This window comes from Vibrio scophthalmi (assembly GCF_040869025.1).
In the GTDB taxonomy this organism is placed as follows: domain Bacteria; phylum Pseudomonadota; class Gammaproteobacteria; order Enterobacterales; family Vibrionaceae; genus Vibrio; species Vibrio scophthalmi.
This window is the reverse complement of record NZ_CP134271.1, coordinates 63,987-83,749: the sequence shown is the minus strand read 5'-3', so window position 1 is coordinate 83,749 and position 19,763 is coordinate 63,987. Positions and strand designations below refer to the sequence as shown.

The 19,763-nt window shown below is 46.0% G+C and carries 12 protein-coding genes; 8 read left to right on the top strand and 4 right to left on the bottom strand.

Annotated elements, in window-relative coordinates:
* Positions 1–157 precede the first annotated feature (157 nt).
* From fdhF to RJD38_RS00265, 3 genes are all read right to left on the bottom strand, one after another.
* Complete coding sequence (fdhF, locus tag RJD38_RS00275; RefSeq protein WP_065430250.1) at positions 158–4,489, bottom strand: formate dehydrogenase subunit alpha; 4,332 nt, start codon at positions 4,487–4,489, stop codon at positions 158–160.
* Positions 4,490–4,784: 295 nt separating this feature from the next.
* Positions 4,785–5,393, bottom strand: coding sequence for a GNAT family N-acetyltransferase (locus RJD38_RS00270; protein WP_065430251.1), 609 nt, complete (start codon positions 5,391–5,393; stop codon positions 4,785–4,787).
* A 100-nt stretch (positions 5,394–5,493) separates the two neighbouring features.
* Complete coding sequence (locus RJD38_RS00265; RefSeq protein WP_065430252.1) at positions 5,494–6,339, bottom strand: helix-turn-helix domain-containing protein; 846 nt, start codon at positions 6,337–6,339, stop codon at positions 5,494–5,496.
* A gap of 228 nt (positions 6,340–6,567) precedes the next feature.
* Between RJD38_RS00265 and RJD38_RS00260 the strand changes: the two genes are divergently transcribed.
* From RJD38_RS00260 to RJD38_RS00240, 5 genes are all read left to right on the top strand, one after another.
* Positions 6,568–6,912 (top strand): hypothetical protein, encoded by a 345-nt coding sequence (locus RJD38_RS00260; protein WP_065430253.1) that lies wholly within the window; start codon positions 6,568–6,570, stop codon positions 6,910–6,912.
* A 176-nt stretch (positions 6,913–7,088) separates the two neighbouring features.
* Positions 7,089–7,991: an AraC family transcriptional regulator gene (locus tag RJD38_RS00255; protein WP_065430254.1), complete on the top strand. Its 903-nt coding sequence runs from the start codon at positions 7,089–7,091 to the stop codon at positions 7,989–7,991.
* A 221-nt stretch (positions 7,992–8,212) separates the two neighbouring features.
* On the top strand, positions 8,213–9,832 hold the full coding sequence (locus RJD38_RS00250; protein WP_065545227.1) for an amidase: 1,620 nt from the start codon (positions 8,213–8,215) through the stop codon (positions 9,830–9,832).
* 56 nt (positions 9,833–9,888) lie between these two features.
* Complete coding sequence (locus RJD38_RS00245; RefSeq protein ID WP_065545228.1) at positions 9,889–10,887, top strand: DUF2860 domain-containing protein; 999 nt, start codon at positions 9,889–9,891, stop codon at positions 10,885–10,887.
* A 280-nt stretch (positions 10,888–11,167) separates the two neighbouring features.
* A complete protein-coding gene (locus tag RJD38_RS00240; protein ID WP_065545229.1) occupies positions 11,168–12,184 on the top strand; it encodes a helix-turn-helix transcriptional regulator in 1,017 nt (338 codons plus the stop codon).
* 201 nt (positions 12,185–12,385) lie between these two features.
* Here RJD38_RS00240 and RJD38_RS00235 read toward each other — a convergent pair whose 3' ends face one another.
* Entirely contained in the window at positions 12,386–15,748 is a 3,363-nt protein-coding gene (locus tag RJD38_RS00235; RefSeq protein ID WP_065545230.1) for an Ig-like domain-containing protein, read from the bottom strand.
* A 294-nt stretch (positions 15,749–16,042) separates the two neighbouring features.
* Between RJD38_RS00235 and RJD38_RS00230 the strand changes: the two genes are divergently transcribed.
* The 3 genes from RJD38_RS00230 (at position 16,043) to RJD38_RS00220 (ending at position 19,699) form a co-directional block, all read left to right on the top strand.
* Entirely contained in the window at positions 16,043–17,164 is a 1,122-nt protein-coding gene (locus RJD38_RS00230) for an ISAs1 family transposase (RefSeq protein WP_014386692.1), read from the top strand.
* Positions 17,165–17,773: 609 nt separating this feature from the next.
* Positions 17,774–18,559, top strand: coding sequence for a class I SAM-dependent DNA methyltransferase (locus RJD38_RS00225; RefSeq protein ID WP_005594940.1), 786 nt, complete (start codon positions 17,774–17,776; stop codon positions 18,557–18,559).
* Positions 18,560–18,814: 255 nt separating this feature from the next.
* Entirely contained in the window at positions 18,815–19,699 is an 885-nt protein-coding gene (locus RJD38_RS00220) for a lipase family protein (RefSeq protein ID WP_065545231.1), read from the top strand.
* The last annotated feature ends 64 nt before the right edge of the window (positions 19,700–19,763 follow it).

Genomic DNA, 19,763 nt, shown 5'->3' with positions numbered 1-19,763 from the left:
CAGTGGTGGTTGGATTTTGTTGTTATGAATGGATTATATCAACCAGAACGACTAATTGGATTGTCCAAGGCGATGTTTTATAAAGAAAAGGGCGAGAATTACTTTAACATTCTCGCCCTTTGTTGGTGACTAAAGGTATTGGATACTTTGGGGCCAGTTAAACCATCTCAGTCTGCAGCGTTTCTACGCGCACCGCGGCCACTTTGAACTCTGGAATTTTCGCATGCGGATCGGTCGCAGTAGAGGTTAAGCGGTTGACCGGCGATTCAACAAAGTGGAATGGGATAAAGACTAATCCTTTTTGGATTCGCTTGGTGACAAAGGCGTCAATTTCAATGCTGCCACGTCGTGTCGAGACCTTGAGTCGCTGGCCATTGCTAATGCCCAGTGCTTCGGCATCTTCTACGCTGATCATCGCTCTTGGCCCGGCAAGATTGTCTAACCCCTTGGTTTTGCGCGTCATGGTTCCCGTGTGGAACTGCTCCAATACGCGCCCGGTGGTGAGCACTAATGGGTACTCATCATCAGGAAGCTCTGCCGCATAGCGGAACGGAATCCCCACCATTTGCCCTTTACCACGGGTAAATTGGGTTTGGTGCATAATGCGCGTGCCATGTGGGTTGTTCTTGTTACTTGGCCATTGTACGCCGTTTGGTGGGATGTTTTCCCATTGCAAACCGACGTATTGCGGCGTCACTCGAGCGATCTCACTGGTGATGTTGGCGACATTTTGATAGTGCCAGTCGCTACCCATGGCATTGGCAATTTGTTGAATGATCCACCAATCTTCTTTTGCTTCACCCGGCGCGTTAACCGCTTTGTTAACGCGCTGAACACGACGCTCGGTATTGGTGAAGTGACCAGACTTCTCGGCAAATGAGCAAGATGGTAGCACCACATCAGCATATTGAGCGGTTTCAGTGAGGAAGATGTCTTGCACCACTAAGAAATCCAATGCCTCCAAGCCTTCAATCACGTGCGCTTGGTTAGGATCGCTCAGTACAGGGTTTTCACCCATGATGTACAAACCACGCACATCACGATGGCAAGCAGCATCGATGATTTCCGTCAGCGTTAAACCATGCTCATCAGGCAAGTTTGGTGCATTCCATTCAATGGCAAACTTCTGACGTACCATTGGGTTATACACCTTTTGATAGCCAGGGTAGCAGTTTGGTAATGCGCCCATGTCACACGCGCCTTGCACGTTCGATTGGCCGCGTAGTGGGTTAATACCACCACCTTCAATACCAATGTTGCCACACAGCAATTGCAGGTTGGCGATTGAGCGTACGTTGTCGTGCCCAGTGGTGTGCTGAGTAATGCCCATGGAGTAGTAGACCGCAGTTCGTTCTGCTGTACCAATCATACGCGCCATGGCAAAGATATCTTGGGCTTTAACACCGGTAACCAGTTCGACTTTATCCAAGCTATAGGCCGGTGACATGACTTCTTGCAGTAAGGTATCAAAGCCATCTACACGCTCTTCGATGTATTCTTGATCGTACCAGCCATTTTTGATGATTTGTTGCATCACGCCGTTAAGGAGCATCACATCCGTACCAGGGCGATGCGCTAAATAGAGCTCAGCGTGATCGGCCATATCAACTCGTTTTGGATCGGCGACCACTAAACGCGCACCGTGATGACGAATCGCCTGTTTAATGTGTGAAGCGATGATTGGGTGGGCTGATGTGGTGTCAGAGCCAATAATAAAGATCACGTCCGAGTGTTGGATACTTGGGATGTCATTGGTCATTGCACCGCTGCCGAGTGAGGCTTCTAAGCCTGTCACACTTGATGCGTGGCATAAACGTGCGCAGTGATCGACGTTGTTAGTGCCGAGCTCGCGACGGATAAACTTCTGGAATGCGTAGTTATCTTCGTTGGTGGTTTTTGCCGAAGAGAAGCCCGCGAGTGCATTGCTACCAAAGTCTTGTTTAATACCGCTTAACTTGTTGGCGACCAATTGAATCGCTTCTTCCCAGCTGGCGGGTTGGAGCCAACCATCTTTACGAATCAATGGGGTGGTTAAGCGCTCTTCGCTGCTAATAAAGTCAAAACCGAAACGACCTTTCACGCACAGCATGCCTTGGTTCACCGGGGAGTCCCCCCCTTTGACGTAGCGAATGCGGTTACTGGCTTCATCGACCATCATGGTCAGTTTGCAACCCACACCACAGTAGGTACAGATAGTATCTACTGCTTTTAGGTGCTCATCACGACCTTGTGAGCGATCGCGGCTATCAACCATTGCACCGGTTGGACATGCCTGCACACATGCGCCGCATTGCACGCAGTTTGAATCTCCCATCAGGGTTAAACTGTCGCAGCTCGTATTGGCTGCCGAGCCATGGTTAACGCCATGCGCATCTTTGTTGTTGATGGCAAAACGTGGGCGATCATCTGGCCTCAAGGCTGGACGCCCGTTTTTGTCGCACATAAAGCTTAATACGCCATGTACCGCCGTTTCACGACAAGCCTGAATACACTGGCCGCAGCTAATGCATCGGTTAGCATCAAACTCAATGAATTCAGAGCTACGGTCCACGCTGTATTTGTGGCGAGGATCTTTGGATCGTAGGTCGAGCCAATCTTGGTGATCCACGACACTCGTCGCTGAGAGTGCAATAGAAGATCCGGCAAGTGAATGGTCAAAGTTTTGCTCAGCATGGTACTCGGTAGAATAGTCTCGCAGCGCGCAATCGGTGTTTGCTTGGCAGCCACACTCTAAGCAGCGTGCGGCTTCACGCATTGCTTCTTCGTTATCAAATCCTAATTCCACTTCGGCAAAGCTTTGTTCACGCTGTGCTGGCGTCAGCTCTGGCATGATTGAGCGTGAAACCTTTAAGATATTTTCAAAATGCAGTGGATCGACTTGAGCCAGTTTCTTCTCTTTGCGCGAATTAAATGCAGGTGTTGGCATGTCAGCCATATCGCCATTGAGAAATAGGTCGATGGCTTTGGCTGCTACTCGGCCATCGCCGACAGCTTCAACGGCAGTGGCAGGGCCGCGACGGAAATCACCAATACTAAAAATGTTGCCCGTGCCAGTATGCATGGTCAGATCATCGGCGTCAGCCGTATTCCAGCGCGTCAGTGGGATGGTTAGCGAGTCATTGTCTAAAAAGCTCAAATCGGGCTTTTGCGAAACGGCGGCAATGACAGTATCAAACGCTTCAGTAAAGAATTCACCAGTGGCTTTTGGGCTGCGACGACCAGAGGCATCGGCTTCTCCCAGCGCCATGCGTTCAAGGCGAATCGCACTAACGCGACCATTGTCATCAGCAATGTTTTCGGCTGGATTAGTTAAGAAATGGAATTTTACACCTTCGTGTTCCGCTTCAACGATTTCGTAATCTTCCGCGGGCATCTCATCGCGAGTACGACGATAAATCAAGGTGGTATCTGCACCAGCACGTCGCGCAGTTCGCGCACAGTCAATCGCGGTATTGCCACCGCCAATCACTGCAACTTTTTGTCCAGTGACGTAGTGCTGATCAGTAATATAATCTTTGAGGTAGTCGACACCTAAATAGCAGCCATCTAAATCACTGCCGGTGTAATTCATTTCAACCGCTTGCGAAGCGCCGACCGCCAAACAGACGGCATCGTACTCTTGGCTCAATTGCGACAGGGTGAAATCTTGACCAAGTTTCTGATTAGTCTCAATTTTCATACCGTTGCGACACATCAACTCGATCTCTTTGTCGAGAATGTCTTTTGGTAAGCGGTATTCAGGAATGCCGTAACGTAGCCAGCCACCAGCTTTAGGCATCGATTCAAATACGGTGACCTTATAGCCTTCGTTCGAGAGGTAATAGCCGGCGGTTAAGCCACCCGGGCCACCACCCACAATCGCGATACTATGTTGTTTGTCTTCTTTCTTTGCTGGCGTGTAGGCTTCGTGTGCGGCTAAATCTGCATCGGCGGCGTGACGCTTAAGTTGACGAATCGCAATCGGCTCATCGACCAAAGCGCGACGACATTCACTTTCACAGAATGCTGGGCAAACACGACCGATGGAGAGCGGCATCGGTAAGGTGCGTTTAATCACTTCAATCGCTTTTTGATGGTCGTTTTGCGCGATATGGTAAAGGTAAGATTGGATGTCGACGCCAGCAGGGCAGGCGGTTTTACACGGCGCCTCACAATCGGCATAGTGATCGGTCATGATGCGGTTGAGCGCTTGTTTACGGTGAGCACTTAATTGCTCTGATTGGGTGACAACATTGAGGCCGTGATAAACTTCAAGTTCACACGCGCGCTTTAGCTCAGTTGGTTGTAAGCGGTTGTTTGCTTGCTCAGATGATGGTTGGTCGTTGTTGTTTGTTATTTCCACCACACACAAGTCACAGGGCACTTTTTCATTGCTTTTGTTCATGCCGCATAATGAAGGGATATCAACACCACACACTTTGGCCACTTCTAATAGGGTGCGGCCCTTTTCTACAATTCGATATTTTCCATCAATGACGATTTCTATCATGCAACCCTCGGAGTCGTACAAGCTAAGCCAAAACGGCTTATGTAATCCGTACATTCTATAAGGATAATCGGGGGTAAAACAAATCCGACCTAGCAGAAAATCATTTTAATAAGTAAATTTTGCCTGCGAAATAAGCGATATATTCTAAAGTTAGGCATTAAATGTTGATGCTAAGTTCATAATTTACCTAAATAAGTTTGCGAGTGACTACACGCAATTGGGATGAAGCCCAAAGAAAAAAGCCGCCAATACAAAAGTATAAACGGCGGAGTATTTTGCGCTACTGTGGTTCAGTTTAGTGGTTTTGCCCTACAGAGAACTGTTTTAGGGTCATGCCGTAGTACACTTTGTCGTCAAAGCCTTGCTCTGTCTTAAAGTAATCAAGCTGACGACCTTCAAGCACAAAACCGCATTTTTCCATTGTCTTGTAAGAACCAGTGTTTGATGCGTAACAATCAGCGCTGATTTTATGCGCTTCTAGCTCAGTAAAGCCAATCTCAGTCATCATTTGGCAAGCGCGAGTGGCAATGCCTTGTCCCCAAGCATGAGCCGGTAATTGGTAGCCAACCTCATAGTTACCTTGTAGGAACATCACCGGTGTTACGGCGGTCATGCCCATATATCGGCCGTGCTGATCGCGAATAATGAACGTCGGTGTTTCCGGCCAAATACCGTCTTTGATCGCTTGGGCGGTGTTTTCAATGATTGGGCCAAAGAATCCTTCGTATAAGCTGTTGTCTGCTGGGGCAAAGAACAGATATTGGTTTACTTTGTCATCGTTGAGCATCTCAATGATCTCGGCTAAGTCAGCTGCTTGGATTAGTGCAATGGTTAAGGTGTCGGTAAAAGGAATTGCGCCACCTTGTTTAAGTATTGAGTATTGATTTTGTTTTGAATTAGACATGGTTTACCTCGTTATCTGTAGCGCATCTTAGCCCACGTTAAGCGAGAGGAATTGGATATTTGCGACAAGTTTGATTTTCCGTTTCGTTGGCCTGAGAGACTTATTCAAAATCACCGTAAATGTCGATAGTGAGATCTCGCTGTTTGAGATACTTCGATGGCGTCTGTTTGAGCTGTTGTTTGAGCGTACGAATCAAATGCGATTGATCGCTAAAACCAAATTGTTGAGAAAAGCGGGTCCAATCAACATCATGTTCTTGCTGATACAACGCGAGGATCATCTGCTCTAAACGCATCATTTGCAGGTATTGCTTAACACTCAAGCCCAGCACTTGTTTAAAACTGCGTTCTAATGTTCGGCGAGAGCAAGCTGCCGCACGGGCAAGGTTTTCGATATCCATTGCGGCATCAGTAGGCGCTTGCTCAAGCTGCGATGCTTCTAACGCGGCCGTAGCTTTCTGCGCGACAATATAGGCATTATTGCGGCTTGGTTGCAGTTGGAGCTTATCAAGATGTTGGTGAATATGCTGGAACAATTGAGTTTGGCTGGTGGTGTGCTGCCACAGCCCTTGTTGGAACTGATCATCAAAGAGCAAGCTTAACCAATCAAACCACTCGCATTGGTTGATGTTGGACACTGAGTTTGTGTTGAGTACATACAAGCTCTCAGGGCGAAAGGTAATGCCGATGCGTTTGAGTGGGGCATGATCGTCGAGTAGCAGTAAGTTTTCGTTGGCGGTTAACAGGTGACTGCCTTGGCCAGATAAGCATTGTTCACCGTTATCGTAGCTATAGCTTTGTTCGGCAGGTGTAAATAACAGATGCGCGCGGGCATTAGGAATAAGGTGAGGTTTTGGGCTTATCTCTTCACCTGCTTTCACTTCTAGATACCAGATTTGATGGATGAGCCATTCATATCCCGCTAGTGACTGTTTCCACGCGATCATTGGATACCTTACATTGTCTAAATTACTTTAAGTCTTTGTTAGTGTAACTCACTTTATTATTTGTCAAACAACGTCTCTGATATCAAACACAAAGAAACGGCGATAATTGCAGCAGCTGAATTAGAACCCTTATCTAGATCAACAGTTAGTCGAGCCGAGTTAACGACAGGGTGCTAAAAAGGCGGTATGCTTTTTGGTAAATAAAATAAGTAATTGGCGAACAATACTATGAGAATTTCTGTTGATGGCGGCTCATTCAAAGTCGCAATTGAAACTGAGTTTGAAGGGCTAGTTGCAGAAGCGACAGATATCTTCCACACCACGCGTGTGCAAGCGCAAACTAATGATCGTGCGATTTTGCGTTTTCTACAAATCATCCTTGATCACAGTGAAGACGACGATGCAATTGGCTATGCCGTACTTGGTTTACTTGGTTGGTATAATGAAGTGATAAATCCCGTCACCGATAACGACATTGAACTAAATTTGCCGAAAATACTGCCGCACCTGCTTAACCCTGCGGGTGATATCACCGCCAATAGTGCCAATGATGTGAATATTTTTAAGCACTAACATATGGGTGTTATCTGCTCTTTTAAGCCTCTATTGGTCACCATTGGAGGCTTTTTTATATCATTTAATCCAGTGCGAACCTAACCTGAATCCCAACTTTTAAGTGCGATGATTGAAAATGCATTTCGATGACGTAGGCTTTGCGTCATAAAGAGTAAGCAAGGATGAGTAGGGCGATGCGAGTTGATTATCATAAGCGGTTACTGCCGGTTATTCGTTATCTTGAACAACATTTTAACGAGCCATTGAATCTGCCAGAAGTCGCTTCGCTAGCGAATCTCTCGCCGTATCACTTTCACCGTACTTTTAAAGCGGTGCAGGGGGAAACATTGGCTGATTTTATCCGCCGATTAAGGCTTGAAGCCGCCGCCGATGCGTTATTTAAATCCAAACAACCGGTGATCAATATTGCCTTGGAATTTGGTTTTTCCTCTTCACAAAGCTTAGCCAAAGCATTTAATCAGCATTTTGGTGTGACGCCGAGTGCCTTTCGAGATTGTGACGATTACACCGCCTTTTCTACCTTGGCGAAAAACAGCAAGATTGGACACACACTGCGCAAGATTGGAAACGACCCCAAAGAGTGTGATTCATATACTGGCCCTGAACTCACAACAGGGAATACCATTATGGAAACGCAAAACTTCGAAGCAACAAAATTGGCGTATGTACGAGTTAACGGTCCTTACGGCGTTGGTTATGAAGAACCATCAGGCCGCTTATATCAATGGGCAGGCATGAAGGGTTTGGCTGGCAATACTTGTATTTTCATCTACCACGATAACCCAGAAATTACGCCAAACGAAAAGTGTCGTACCGATATCTGCTTAATGGTTCCGGCCGATACACAAGTGCCAAGTGGCATTGAGCTGCAAGATTTTCCCGGTGGGCAATACGCGGTGATGCGCCAGGAAATTACTGATTTTAGCCAGTATCCCAAGCTATGGGATGATTTGATGAGAAAGGTGATTGAATCGGGCGTTGAGAACGATGATCGCCCATGCTTCGAGCTTTACCATAGCTTTGATCCGCAAACGCACCATGCTGATGTTAGCTTTTGTACCGCCATTAAGTCGTAGTTACCGCGGTGAAACCGATTGGGGAAAAAAGTGGCGGAACGAGTTTGGAATGATGGCTAAGAACCTTCGCTAATTTACTGAAAATACGCTTGAAACCTACCTCGTGTAGGTTTTTTTGTCTCTGGCTTCAGTGGATAGTTGACGTTTTTGGTCAAGTTGGCGTAATTGGCTCATAAGCTGTCGCTATATGTCGAGTCGTAATGCAAAGTTTTTCGTAATCTATGTTCGTCGGTTGGACTTACCTAGAGCGAAAAAATATGAACAATAACTTAAAGCGTCGTGATTTCTTTAAAGTAATGGGCAAGGGCGCGGCTTCGGCTGCTGCTCTAACGATTCCCGCTTCGCTCGCCGCTGCGGCGACTTCGACTGCGTCAACAAAGCAACAAGGTGTCCCTGCCGATTTTAGAAGCCCGGAAATGCCGCTGGATGCGACTGCGATGGCTGAGCTAGTTAGACATAAAAAAGCCACGCCAAAAGAGTTAGTTCAAGAAGCGATCTACAAAATTAAACAAACCAACGGTGAGGTGAATGCAGTCGTCGCGGAATGTTATGACATCGCGTTGCAACGCGCTGAGACAATAAACCCTAACTCGCCGTTTGCCGGCGTGCCATTTTTGGCGAAAGACTGTGTGGATGTTGAAGGGCTAGATAGCACCTTAGGGTCAATTTTGAATAAGGGCCGCAAACCTGAACACACCTCATGGTTTATTCAAGCTGCGCACAATGCTGGACTGAATACCATTGGCATGACCAATATTCCAGAAATGATGACATTAGGTTGTACGCAAAATCCGCTTTATGGCGTGACGCGTAACCCTTGGGATTTACGTAAAGGTGTGCACTCATCAACTGGCGGCGGTGCGGCTGCGGTAGCGGCGGGTTATACGCCAATTGTCCATTCAACCGATGGCGGTGGTTCATCAAGAATGCCAGCATCCGCAACGGGAATTTTTGGTTATAAACCAAGCCGTGAGCAGTTGATTACCGGGCTGACTAACGGCTCAACGATGGAAGATTTTACGCATCAATCGTTTATGTCACGCACCGTGCGAGACACAGCATTGGCCATCTCAGTAACTGAAAATCACACTAAAGACAGTTTTAATACTGCTTATCCAAGAACGCCGATCGGCATGGTACACACACCGTTAAATCGCCCGATCCGAGTTGGTGTGACAATGCGTGATATTTACGGACGTTTACCTGATGAGCAGACTCAAGCGGCGATCAAATCCAGTGTAAAGCTGCTCGAGCAACTGGGCCATGTTGTGATTGAAGTCGATCAGCCAGTGGCCGATGGTGAGCAATTTATGCTGAGTTACATGGGTGTGTTTGGTAATAAGATGGCACAGTTTGCCGCTCAGTTTGATGCTTTGGGCGCACCCCTAGAATCGATGCCTGACAAAGTGAGTGAGAATGTCACTTATCTAGCACGCACTATGCAATCTCGACTACAGAAAAACCCGAATCTATACCAAGAATCCAAAGGGCAGTGTGAAATATTTGCGGTAAAACATAATCGTGAATTCTTCAATAACATCGATGTGTGGCTAACTCCTTGCGCCCAGCATTCACCACAAGATATTAGCTATTTTGATCAGAAAACACTGTCGGGAGAAGAGATCTGGAAACGCTCAGAAAAGTTGATGTCTTACACGCCAGTGGAAAATGTCGCGGGTAACCCTGCGATGTCGGTTCCGCTCTATTGGACGGCCGATAACATGCCCGTTGGCAGCCATTTCTCTGCGGCTCGTGGTAATGATCGCTTGCTATTTGAATTGGCATATCAGCTTGAAGTCGCACGTCCATGGGCGAATAAAAGAGCCCCGATATTTGTTTAATAAATGACGTTCGCTACAGCAGAAGTTTTACTACCACGAATTAAGAGTTAATGATTATGAAAACCATTTATCCTGTCCTTTTTTGTTCTGTATTCGCCGCGGCGCCCGCATTGGCCGCTTTAGCGCCAGAGCCGGGTTTTAGTGGCAACGTGACTGTGCTCACCGCAGTGACATCCAACACCAGTAATTTGCATATTGATCAAGACAAAACGCAAAGCGTCGGCGACTTAAACTCAAAGGGCAGTGGTGAGGTAAGCGTGACTCCGGGCCTGCTAGGGTCACTGCAATACACTTTTGGCGATGATCTCAATAAACAACTGTTTATGGGGACGTCTCGAGACGATATCGTGACCGGCTCGCTAGCGTTTGAAATAGGTTACCGCCAGCAGTTTGCTAGTGGCATGGTGTTTGATATCTCAGCGCTGCCCACCTTGATTTCGGGTGAAGTGTGGGATGACCCGTACGCCGTTGATGAAGCGCGCAATAAAACCGATTTAACCGGTAATGTTATTCGTATGCAGCTGTCGCAAATTGCAGGTTCGAACTTTAGTGTCGATATGGCGGCAGGCGAATCAGATGTGGATGAAGAGCGTTCAGGTACTAAAGGCTTAGACCTATCACCGGAAGAGCAAGTGCACTTAACGCGAGAGCGAAACTATTTTTATCTAAAAACGGGGTACCGCTACTTCTTACCAGAACAGCAAGCAATACTGCAGCCGTCAATTCATGTCACCAGTTCACGCCCAAAAGGTGAAGCGCTTTCGTTTGTTAGCTATGGTGGTGAACTGAGCTATGCACGTAAGATCGAGAGGCACGCTTTTGTGTTAACGGCGAGCGCCGCTTTGCGAGATTACGATGCGCAAAATCCAGTTTTTAGTCAGACGCGTAAAGACAAAGATTACGGCTTATTCCTCGCATACGAATATACCGATATTCTTGGCTACCAAGATTGGGCGCTGGTCTCTTTTGTAGGCGCAAAAACCACTCAGTCGAATATTGATTACTACACTTCAGAGCAATACGTTGTTTCGGTTGGTTTAGATTACAAGTTTTAGTGCTAGGCGGTAAGCTTGTTGCTTGAAGAAATAAGGCACTCTTTAGATGAGTGCGATAAGAACGATAAGAGCGAAGAGGGTGTCGATACGCAGTTTGCATCCTCATGCTAAACAATAAGCTTATAAGTAAGCCTTACTTGATTCGCTGCTCATTTGATGTGGGGGATTATCGCAAATTACTGAAGAAGGCGATGCCTTTTCGCTGACGGTTAGATACAATTTCGGGTTCTTCATGCACTAGCAAGGAGATAACAACGGAAGTTTAATCTAGCGAGTAATTATGGTGAGCGATTTTAGTACCCAACTGCCGATTTTTTGGTTCAATTGTCTTGATGCTGCAATAAAACAACGAACAGAAGAGAGCGCTGACATTTGGGGAGGAGAGCAGCAATATCTTCAGCTGTGTAGTAGCGATTCTGTTTCTGCGTATCAGTTAGAATATGCCGTGGCTGAGCTTTATCAGCGCCATGGTGATGAGCTGATTGAATTGTTTAGCCAAACCGCTAACCATTTCGATGAACTTGAGCAGGGCGCTCCTGTGCTCGCCATGCTTACTGCACCCACTTTGCATGCTTTTTGTGATTTATTGTCTCGCTACTCATTCCATATTCACCCACTGTTAAAAATCATTTGCCGTGAGACCGAACATGGCGAGCTTGAATTGTGGACGATCACTCAAGAGTACGTGGATGAGATTACCTTAATGTCTCATTTGAGCTTAGGGCTCTATTTGAGCGTGATTTTAAAACTGATCCGTCGTTATCTCAAAGCGCCGGATCTGCGTTTACCTATTCACATCAATCGCATTACGATTGCTGGTGATGTTACGCCTTTGCTCGAGCGAGTGTTTAATATCGAAGTGAAATCAGGCTACGCGGCTCGCTATTTTTTGTTTAACCCTCAATTGGTCGATAAAGCCCACCGCCGTTACGATCCTGAATTGCATGAGCACCTAAAGGTGTTAGCAGAGCAGCAAAGCACACAAAGCCGAGAGCACAGTATCATTTGTAAAGTAAACGATGTGTTTAAGCGCAAAGAAGTGGTCGACATTACTCTTGATAGTATTGCGCAAGAATTACATATGAGCGGCCGAACGCTCAATCGCAAGCTACAACAAGAGGGGGTGAGCTTTCGTCGCTTGTATGATAAATACCGCTTAGAGCAAAGCTTAAATCTGCTCAATCAAGCTAACGTGAATATTACCCAAGTTGCTCTTGAACTGGGCTTTTCAGATTCGAGTGCGTTTACACGCGCCTTCAAACGATGGACTGGTGAGACGCCGACAAAGCGAGGTTAACGTACATTCCTTTCTCTAAAGGTTACTAGCACTCATCAGTCAGGTCTTTTCCATCATCGAATAAACAAAAAATACCCGCTGGTTTTCACCAGCGGGTGTTTTTATTTATGGCTATGAGGCACAAGCGAAATCAGAACTGTAGCTAAATCGCATGATGCATATAGCCTGACGCTAATCGCTCTGTGGCGAGTGCCTGAGAGATTATTGCGGGTTAAGACCTAGCTGTTTAAGCACTAGCTTAAAGTTCTCACGGCGCTCTTTCACATTGTGAACATCACCAGTTGAACAGGTTAGATCTGGACAACCACGGTTAACGATACCAGAAACGTCATCAATGAACTGAGAGCCTTGTAGGCCACTGTCCACGTACTTTTTCAGTTCGTTGTGGTAGTTCCAATCACCGTATTGACCGCCTTCATCGTTGTACGCTTGTACTGACGTTACCCAGTAGAACAGACCTGCAATCCACTTAATTTCACGGTTCTCTTCAGAGCTACAAATTAGGCCTGGGTTTGAACAGAAATCAAGCTCAGCGTACAGTGGGTTCGCTGGTGGCGCTTCAACAGTTACACCATCAATGGTTTGACCAATGGTTGATGGATCAACGTGTGAACGACCTAGGTAATGGTTAAGCGTACCGAAGTTTTGGCGACCCGTCGTTTGGATTACACCACGGCCCCACCAGCCACAACCTTCAACACTTTCTTGGCTGCTGCCGTCCCAAATAAAGCTACCCGCTTTTTGGCCAACGTATGTTTTACATTCGTCACGTTCCCAAACTTGCTTAGAGGTATCTACTTTTTCTGGTACATCGTTACAGTGACCGTTGTTGGTCCAACGACCCACCGCACCGTTAACCAATAGACCACGTTCTTCAAGTACGGCATCAGGTGCTGCAAAGACAGGAGCTGGCGCGCCGTACCATTTAGCATGAGTCAGTGCGCTGACTTCCATCTTGTTATCACGAGGGCAAGAGTAAGCGTAGTCTAGGCCTGAAACTGGGTTTACACCGTAATCTGCGTACTTCTGACCAAGTTGGCCACAGCTTGCGGTCATTGGGTAATCCGCAGGAGCGCCGTATTTCACTTCTGACCAGTTGTTCTCATCACACGCGTTGTAACGGATAGTCTCTTGCATACTTTGTGCTAGGAACGCGGCAATCGCGACTTTTGCATAAGTAATGTTAGTTTGATCATCAGCTTCATCGCTGAGTAGCCAGAACTTGTTACCAGCTACACCAATGTTGTGCATTGCGTTTAGGCCATCAAGGAAATCAGCCCATTTGTATACTGTTGAAGGTTCCCACTGTGATTGCGGAGTTTCGTAAAGAAACGCTTGATTGTTCATTACGTCTTCAGCATCGGCCAGCTGTTGGTTAAGTGCTTCAATACGAGTTAGTGAACCTTTTTCCAGTTCAGCACCCACGTAGTAAAGTGGCACTTTTGCATCTTGGTAACGTTCAATCTTAGCCGTTAGAGCTGCATCATTCTTATCGAATAGAACCGCGAATACGTTGCTAAATGCTGCTTTGCGAAGTTTTTGCTCACTCGTGGTGTTACCCATGAAGTAAGTTGCTGTTTGCTCTGTTGGCATGTTTGCCAGCATGACAGGGGTCTTCACGTAGTCAGAAACTTGTTTTACGTACTCTAGTGCGTTGTGCCATTGCTCGCTTGATAACGCATCAGTAGCGTTAGATTTAGTGAAGGCAATGAAGTCCGCTTTAGTCACTGAATCTGCTTTGTACAGTTCAAACTTGTCTAGCATTTCTGCAGAGTAGTTCGATGCTGCATCCCATACCGACTGACGGCCTGAATGCGTGTCAAAAGCGAAATCGCCAATGCTTAGCGTCCAACCGTAACTGGCTTCAGGTGCAAGCGTGGTGATGATTAGGTTATGCGCTTGTGCCCAACCTTTCGCATCGTTGGTTAGTGCATTGATATCATCAACATCAATACGGCTACCAGTGATATCAACCGCGTTGATTAGCGCTTCTTTCACCGAGATAGCACCAAAAGATTGGCCTTTATCTTGCGTCGCGTTATCAAGTACGTCGCTGTTGATAATGATCGAAGTTGAACCGGCTTGAGAAGCTGCTTCAATTACAGCCACAAAGCTGTTAGTTAGCGCATCGAAATCCGCCAGATCAGCGCTGTTGATTGCATCGATGGTCACGTTGGTAGGTGCTGTTATAGTTGCTGGACTTGCAACAACCAAAGTATTTGGCCAACCTGCAACTTCCAGACGAACAGGGTCCATCGGGTTTGGTAGTGATAGCAGTGGTGCAGTGCCTGGTTCTGAACCGTCACAGTTAAGGTGTAGAGACCATGAAGCATCGCTACCTGGAATTGACTGTGTCCAGTAAATTGCAGAGTAAGCGATATTGTTGTGTACCATGATGTCACCGCCAGTCGCGTGTGTACCTTGCGTCCAGTCTGGGTAAACATTGAAATCAGCACACAAACCACCTGGTGGTGTTACGGGTGGCGGCTCAACGGCTTCTTCTTCAACGGTGATTTTTACGTTCACGCTTGAAGAGAGGTTTTGTGCATCGGTAGCGATCGCTTTCAGCGTTACGTTACCCGCTTGAGTCGGTTGCCAGTTACATGCAAATGCATCCGTTGTTGCTGCATCAAAGCTACAGATTTGCTTGTTGTTTGCTTTCACAACTAGCGTAGATAGGTCATTGTCTGCATCGGTTGCGTTTACTGAAATAGCAACAGAGTCTGTTACCTTAATCGTTGTGCCATTAGAAGGGGTTACGAATGAAACGACAGGCGCGACGAAATCTTCATTAACATCTGCTTCTACAGTGACATTAACTGATTGCTGTTCTAGCGTTTGGTTTTTGCTGTCTAATACCAGAACTTTAACAGCTCTATTGCCAGCGTCTTTCGGTGTCCAAGTGTGCGAGTAAAGCGTTTGGCTTTGATCAATCGCTTTTTCAGCTAGTTTGGTGCTGTTTACCCAAAACTCAACTTTAGCTGCAAGTTCGCCGTCAACACTTGCTTTAATCGCAATAGGTTGATCCGTTTTTAACACTTGGCCTGCAACAGGAGAAAGAACGGATAGCTCCGTTGGTTCAGGTTCCCCAGTTCCCGGCTCGTCAGAACATTCGGTTAGCTGCCAAAACCAAGAACTTGCACTTGGTGTTTCCCAAACGCCAGGGTTGTTTTGAGCAATGAAGCACTGACCATCAAAAGAGACTATATCGCCATTGCTAACTTGAGTCTTACCCGGAACAAAAGGAATAACATCGCCTAAATCTGGGTCAGGAGTCGGATCAGGATCTGGTGTTGGGTCTGGATCCGGTTCAGGCTCTGGCTCACCAGAACAGACTGCAGCATCCCAAAACCATGAGCTAGCGTTCGGCGTTTCCCAAACACCTGGGTTATTTTTAGCAATGAAACACTCGCCATTATAAGTAACCATATCGCCATTTTGTACTTTGGTTTCACCAGGAACAAAATTGATGACGCCGGATGTAACACTTGCGTCAGCGGCGTATAAATAGCCACTGAACATAACACTGGCAAGCGCAGCTGTTATTTTGTTTATTTTTCTCACGGTTTAGTTCTTCTTTGATTTATTTATCCATGCAGATAAATGTATTAATGATTAGAGGTGAATGATGTCTCAATAACCGCTAATTCGGGAATTTGACGTTATTAAAGGGTGGTTAACCTATAAAATTGAGTATAAATGAACGTTTAGATTTTTATCCACACCTTCGTTTGTCAGGTCTTTCCTACGTAGCGTCGCACCCAGGGTGAGATCGTGAACGTTTTTTGAACAAAATCACGACCGATTTGACGATCACAATTAGCTGTGATCATATACTCCCTTTTTAGGGATAACATCATGCACATTGACCACTTCAAAGAACATTTTCAAACGATTATCGACCAACGCCAAGGTGCAAAGGTCACTTATTGCCTGTTTGAAGTCCTTTTTGGCTCGCTATGTGCGGTGATTGCAGGTGCGAAAGGCTGGTTTGATATTCGTGAATATATTCGCGGTCATCATGATTGGTTTAAGCGTAATAACTTGTTTTTGAATGGTATTCCTGCGGATGACACCATTGCTCGCATCATCTCTACGATTGAGCCTGAACAGTTTCATGAGTGCTTCGTTAACTGGATGTCGTCAATACACACTCTTACCGATGGGCAAGTGATTGCGATTGATGGCAAAACGCTTCGCGGCTCATATAATCGTGAAGACAGGACGAGCACTATTCATATGATTAGTGCTTATGCGTCGTCCAACAAGCTCGTACTAGGACAGCTGAAAACCGAACAAAAAAGCAATGAAATTACAGCGATCCCTGAGCTGATAAAGATGCTCGACATCAAGGGAGCTCTAGTAACCATTGATGCTATGGCCTGTCAAACTAAGATTGCTAAAGCCATTGTAGATCAAGGTGGAGACTATCTGCTTGCAGTAAAGAGCAACCAAGGAAAACTCCGACAAGCAATAGAAAAGGCATTCTCTTCTCAGCGAGCCAATGTGACAAATAACATCTCTCTTGAGCAAGGACATGGCCGTATCGAGTCTCGCCAATGCTATGTTTTTGACAGTACTAAACTTGAAGGTAACTTCTCTCGCTGGAAAGGCTTAAAGAGCGTTGTAATGGTTGAAAATTTTCGCCTTGAGAAAGGAAAATCTGTCGACCTAGAGTACCGTTATTACATCAGCTCCAAAGCGCTTAGTGCAGAACAAGCTGCTATGGCAGTCAGAGAACATTGGGGCATAGAGTCAATGCACTGGGTGCTTGATGTCACAATGAATGAAGATGCTTGCCAGATATACAAAGATCATGGTGCTGAGAATTTATCATGCTTGCGCCACATGAGCTTGAACATGCTCCGTGAAGAACCAACCAAGCTAAGCATAGTGGGGAAGCAAAAGCGATGTATGATGAATACGTCTATGCTAGAGGCAGTATTAAGTGCTGGTTTTAGTCAGATGGCGAAAAACTAGGCACTCATGCGGTCGCCCTGGCGTCGCACCTTACCAATAAGGGAAGGCTCTGATATTGTTGAATATACTTGAATATTTGGGTCAAACCCAGTTGCCATCAGTGTTCAGGCATGGCAATGGGGAAACTGACCGCTTTTGAATAAGTATAAGAAAACAACAGTTTCATCAAAAACCAGTTATATTAAAGAATAAGTAAAAATGTTTAATTAACACCGTAGTTTATACGTGAAATGAATTAAGTTATTTAACCACAAACATTCCGTCATATATTGAAATTATATGTTAACAAATAAACCTATTTTCCCTGCAAAACTTTATTAGGTTTTATGACGTTAATTCCAACTATTGTTAGGTTGGAATAAATATCACACAATGTTGAATGGGGAAGAAATCGCCATTACTGTTGTTTATTTGTGCACTAAAAGCAGTGGTATTTCATCGATAGAAATTGATAAAAAATTTCAGTAGTGGAGGAGTCGATCTTGATGGTGAGATCGCTGATGTGATTGGCATAAGCCGCTTGTTTGAGCAGATGCTCGTATCGCGTGTGATCGGCTGACATGTCAAAATGGATGATTTTTCTTCGTAAAACGGAAGATTTGATATAGGATGCGCCACCGAATTTTATTTGAGCATCTGACATTGGGTACTATTCCTTCAAACGCCCTTTATACCGACCTTTCTGGTTACTACGATTTGATGTGTGCTGACATCGATTACCAAGCGCAAAGCCGCTATGTACGTCGACTGCACCAACTGTTTGGTAACGAAGGTAAACAACATCTCGATTTGGCATGTGGCACTGGCCCACATATTCGACATTTCCTTGATTTTGGCTACCAAAGTAGCGGTTTGGATTTGAATCAACCAATGCTCGATTTGGCAAAAATTCGCTGTCCTGAAGCAGAGTTCATGTTGCACAACATGTGTAATTTTACGGTAGAACAACCGCTGGACCTGATTACCTGCTTCTTATACTCGATCCACTATAGTGATGGCATCGAAAACTTAAAGCAGTGCATTGCCCATGCGCATGCGGCATTGGCAGAAGGTGGCATGTTCTGTTTTAACTCGGTTAACCGCAACAAGATCGATAACCGTTCATTTGTGCGTCATAGTGCGATGCATGATGAAAGTGAATTCATTTTTAGCTCAGGCTGGAAATACAGCGGTGAAGGTGAACAGCAGTTCCTCACGCTAAGCATTGAAAAACACACCGATCTGGAAAAGCAATTGTGGAACGACGAACACCCAATGGTCGCCGTCAACTACGAAGAGTTAAGCGCTTTGCTTGAACCGTATTTTGAAGTGCATATTTTTGAGCACGACTACGAGAAGATCTTGCCGTGGGATGGTCAATCCGGTAACGCTTTCTTTGCTTGTGTAAAACGCTAATAAAAGCGCACCGATACCAAATTGAGAAGCCAGCCTTAAACCGCTGGCTTTTGTTTTTTTACCGGCACAAAATTGAATGCAATGTGAAATCGACTTAGCGCATGAGACAAATGCGCGTAACAAAAGCATGGCATTTAAAATAGTGCCTCTCATAACGACTCATTTAGGTCGGTAAATCCTCGCTCAACCATTCACCTCTATGACGCCTTTGCCCAAGATGAAATTAACAAGGCAAAACAGAGTAGAGGAAGCAATATGCCAACACGCGATCACACAGCCGTTGAAATTTCACCATATCAGCCACACGCTCACGACAAGCAAACTGTTAAAGCTGTCTCACCGTATAAAACGGGTTTAGATGCTGGCAATGCCTATTGGATGGCGCGGTTAGCCAAAGAAGTCTACGTCAGTGACTCTGAACACAACTCCTCGCCAGATGAAGAACGCATTCTGGCCAACTTGAAAGAAGACGACAAAGGATTTGTGAGTGTGTTTGGTGTGAGCTGCAACAGTGCACAAGCGGCGGTGATAGAGCATCAAGATTATCTGTGCATTACTTTTCGAGGCACTGATGAATTGGCCGATTGGTTAGATAACCTCAACGCGTTTGCAACCAACGATCTGTTTGGCGCATTCCATCGTGGCTTTTGGCAATCGTTAGAAGATGTATGGCCGTCGCTGAATGAGCGATTTCGTTACTTACAGCAACATAAACCACGGCCACTGTTTATGACTGGTCACAGTTTAGGGGGCGCGATGGCGACGATTGCCGCCGCTAAATTAGTACATGAAGATAAACCCTTCACCAGCGTTTATACCTTTGGTCAACCACGTGCAGTTACCCGAGAAACTGCACGTATTTTCAATTCCGAATGCAAATCGCGCTACTTTCGCTTTCATAACAACAACGACATTGTCACTCGAGCGCCCGCTCGTTTGATGGGGTATAGCCATATCGGTAGTTATCTATACATTTCGTCCGAGCAGCAGGTTCACCAAGAAGCCGGTTTGTGGTTTAAGTTTATCGATTATGTCGATGGCGCCGTGTCTGCGTTATTGGAGGAGGGTATCGATCTGGTAGAAGATCACGATATCGATAACTACTTAGCGGCAGTAGCGAAGTGGGATTTTGTCGAGTGAGCGTATAAAGAAGCGCGAGTCTAAGAAGCCCAACCTCGCTATTCTCGTTTTGTTTCCACATCAG

Bases quoted from the DNA above. Each gene is read 5' to 3' on its own strand.
- RJD38_RS00255 (WP_065430254.1), top strand. From the start codon at position 7,089: ATGCGAGTTGATTATCATAAGCGGTTACTGCCGGTTATTCGTTATCTT.
- RJD38_RS00245 (WP_065545228.1), top strand. From the start codon at position 9,889: ATGAAAACCATTTATCCTGTCCTTTTTTGTTCTGTATTCGCCGCGGCG.
- RJD38_RS00265 (WP_065430252.1), bottom strand. From the start codon at position 6,339: ATGATCGCGTGGAAACAGTCACTAGCGGGATATGAATGGCTCATCCAT.
- RJD38_RS00270 (WP_065430251.1), bottom strand. From the start codon at position 5,393: ATGTCTAATTCAAAACAAAATCAATACTCAATACTTAAACAAGGTGGC.
- fdhF (WP_065430250.1), bottom strand. From the start codon at position 4,489: ATGATAGAAATCGTCATTGATGGAAAATATCGAATTGTAGAAAAGGGC.
- RJD38_RS00230 (WP_014386692.1), top strand. From the start codon at position 16,043: ATGCACATTGACCACTTCAAAGAACATTTTCAAACGATTATCGACCAA.
- RJD38_RS00250 (WP_065545227.1), top strand. From the start codon at position 8,213: ATGTTCGTCGGTTGGACTTACCTAGAGCGAAAAAATATGAACAATAAC.
- RJD38_RS00225 (WP_005594940.1), top strand. From the start codon at position 17,774: ATGCGCCACCGAATTTTATTTGAGCATCTGACATTGGGTACTATTCCT.
- RJD38_RS00260 (WP_065430253.1), top strand. From the start codon at position 6,568: ATGAGAATTTCTGTTGATGGCGGCTCATTCAAAGTCGCAATTGAAACT.
- RJD38_RS00220 (WP_065545231.1), top strand. From the start codon at position 18,815: ATGCCAACACGCGATCACACAGCCGTTGAAATTTCACCATATCAGCCA.
- RJD38_RS00240 (WP_065545229.1), top strand. From the start codon at position 11,168: ATGGTGAGCGATTTTAGTACCCAACTGCCGATTTTTTGGTTCAATTGT.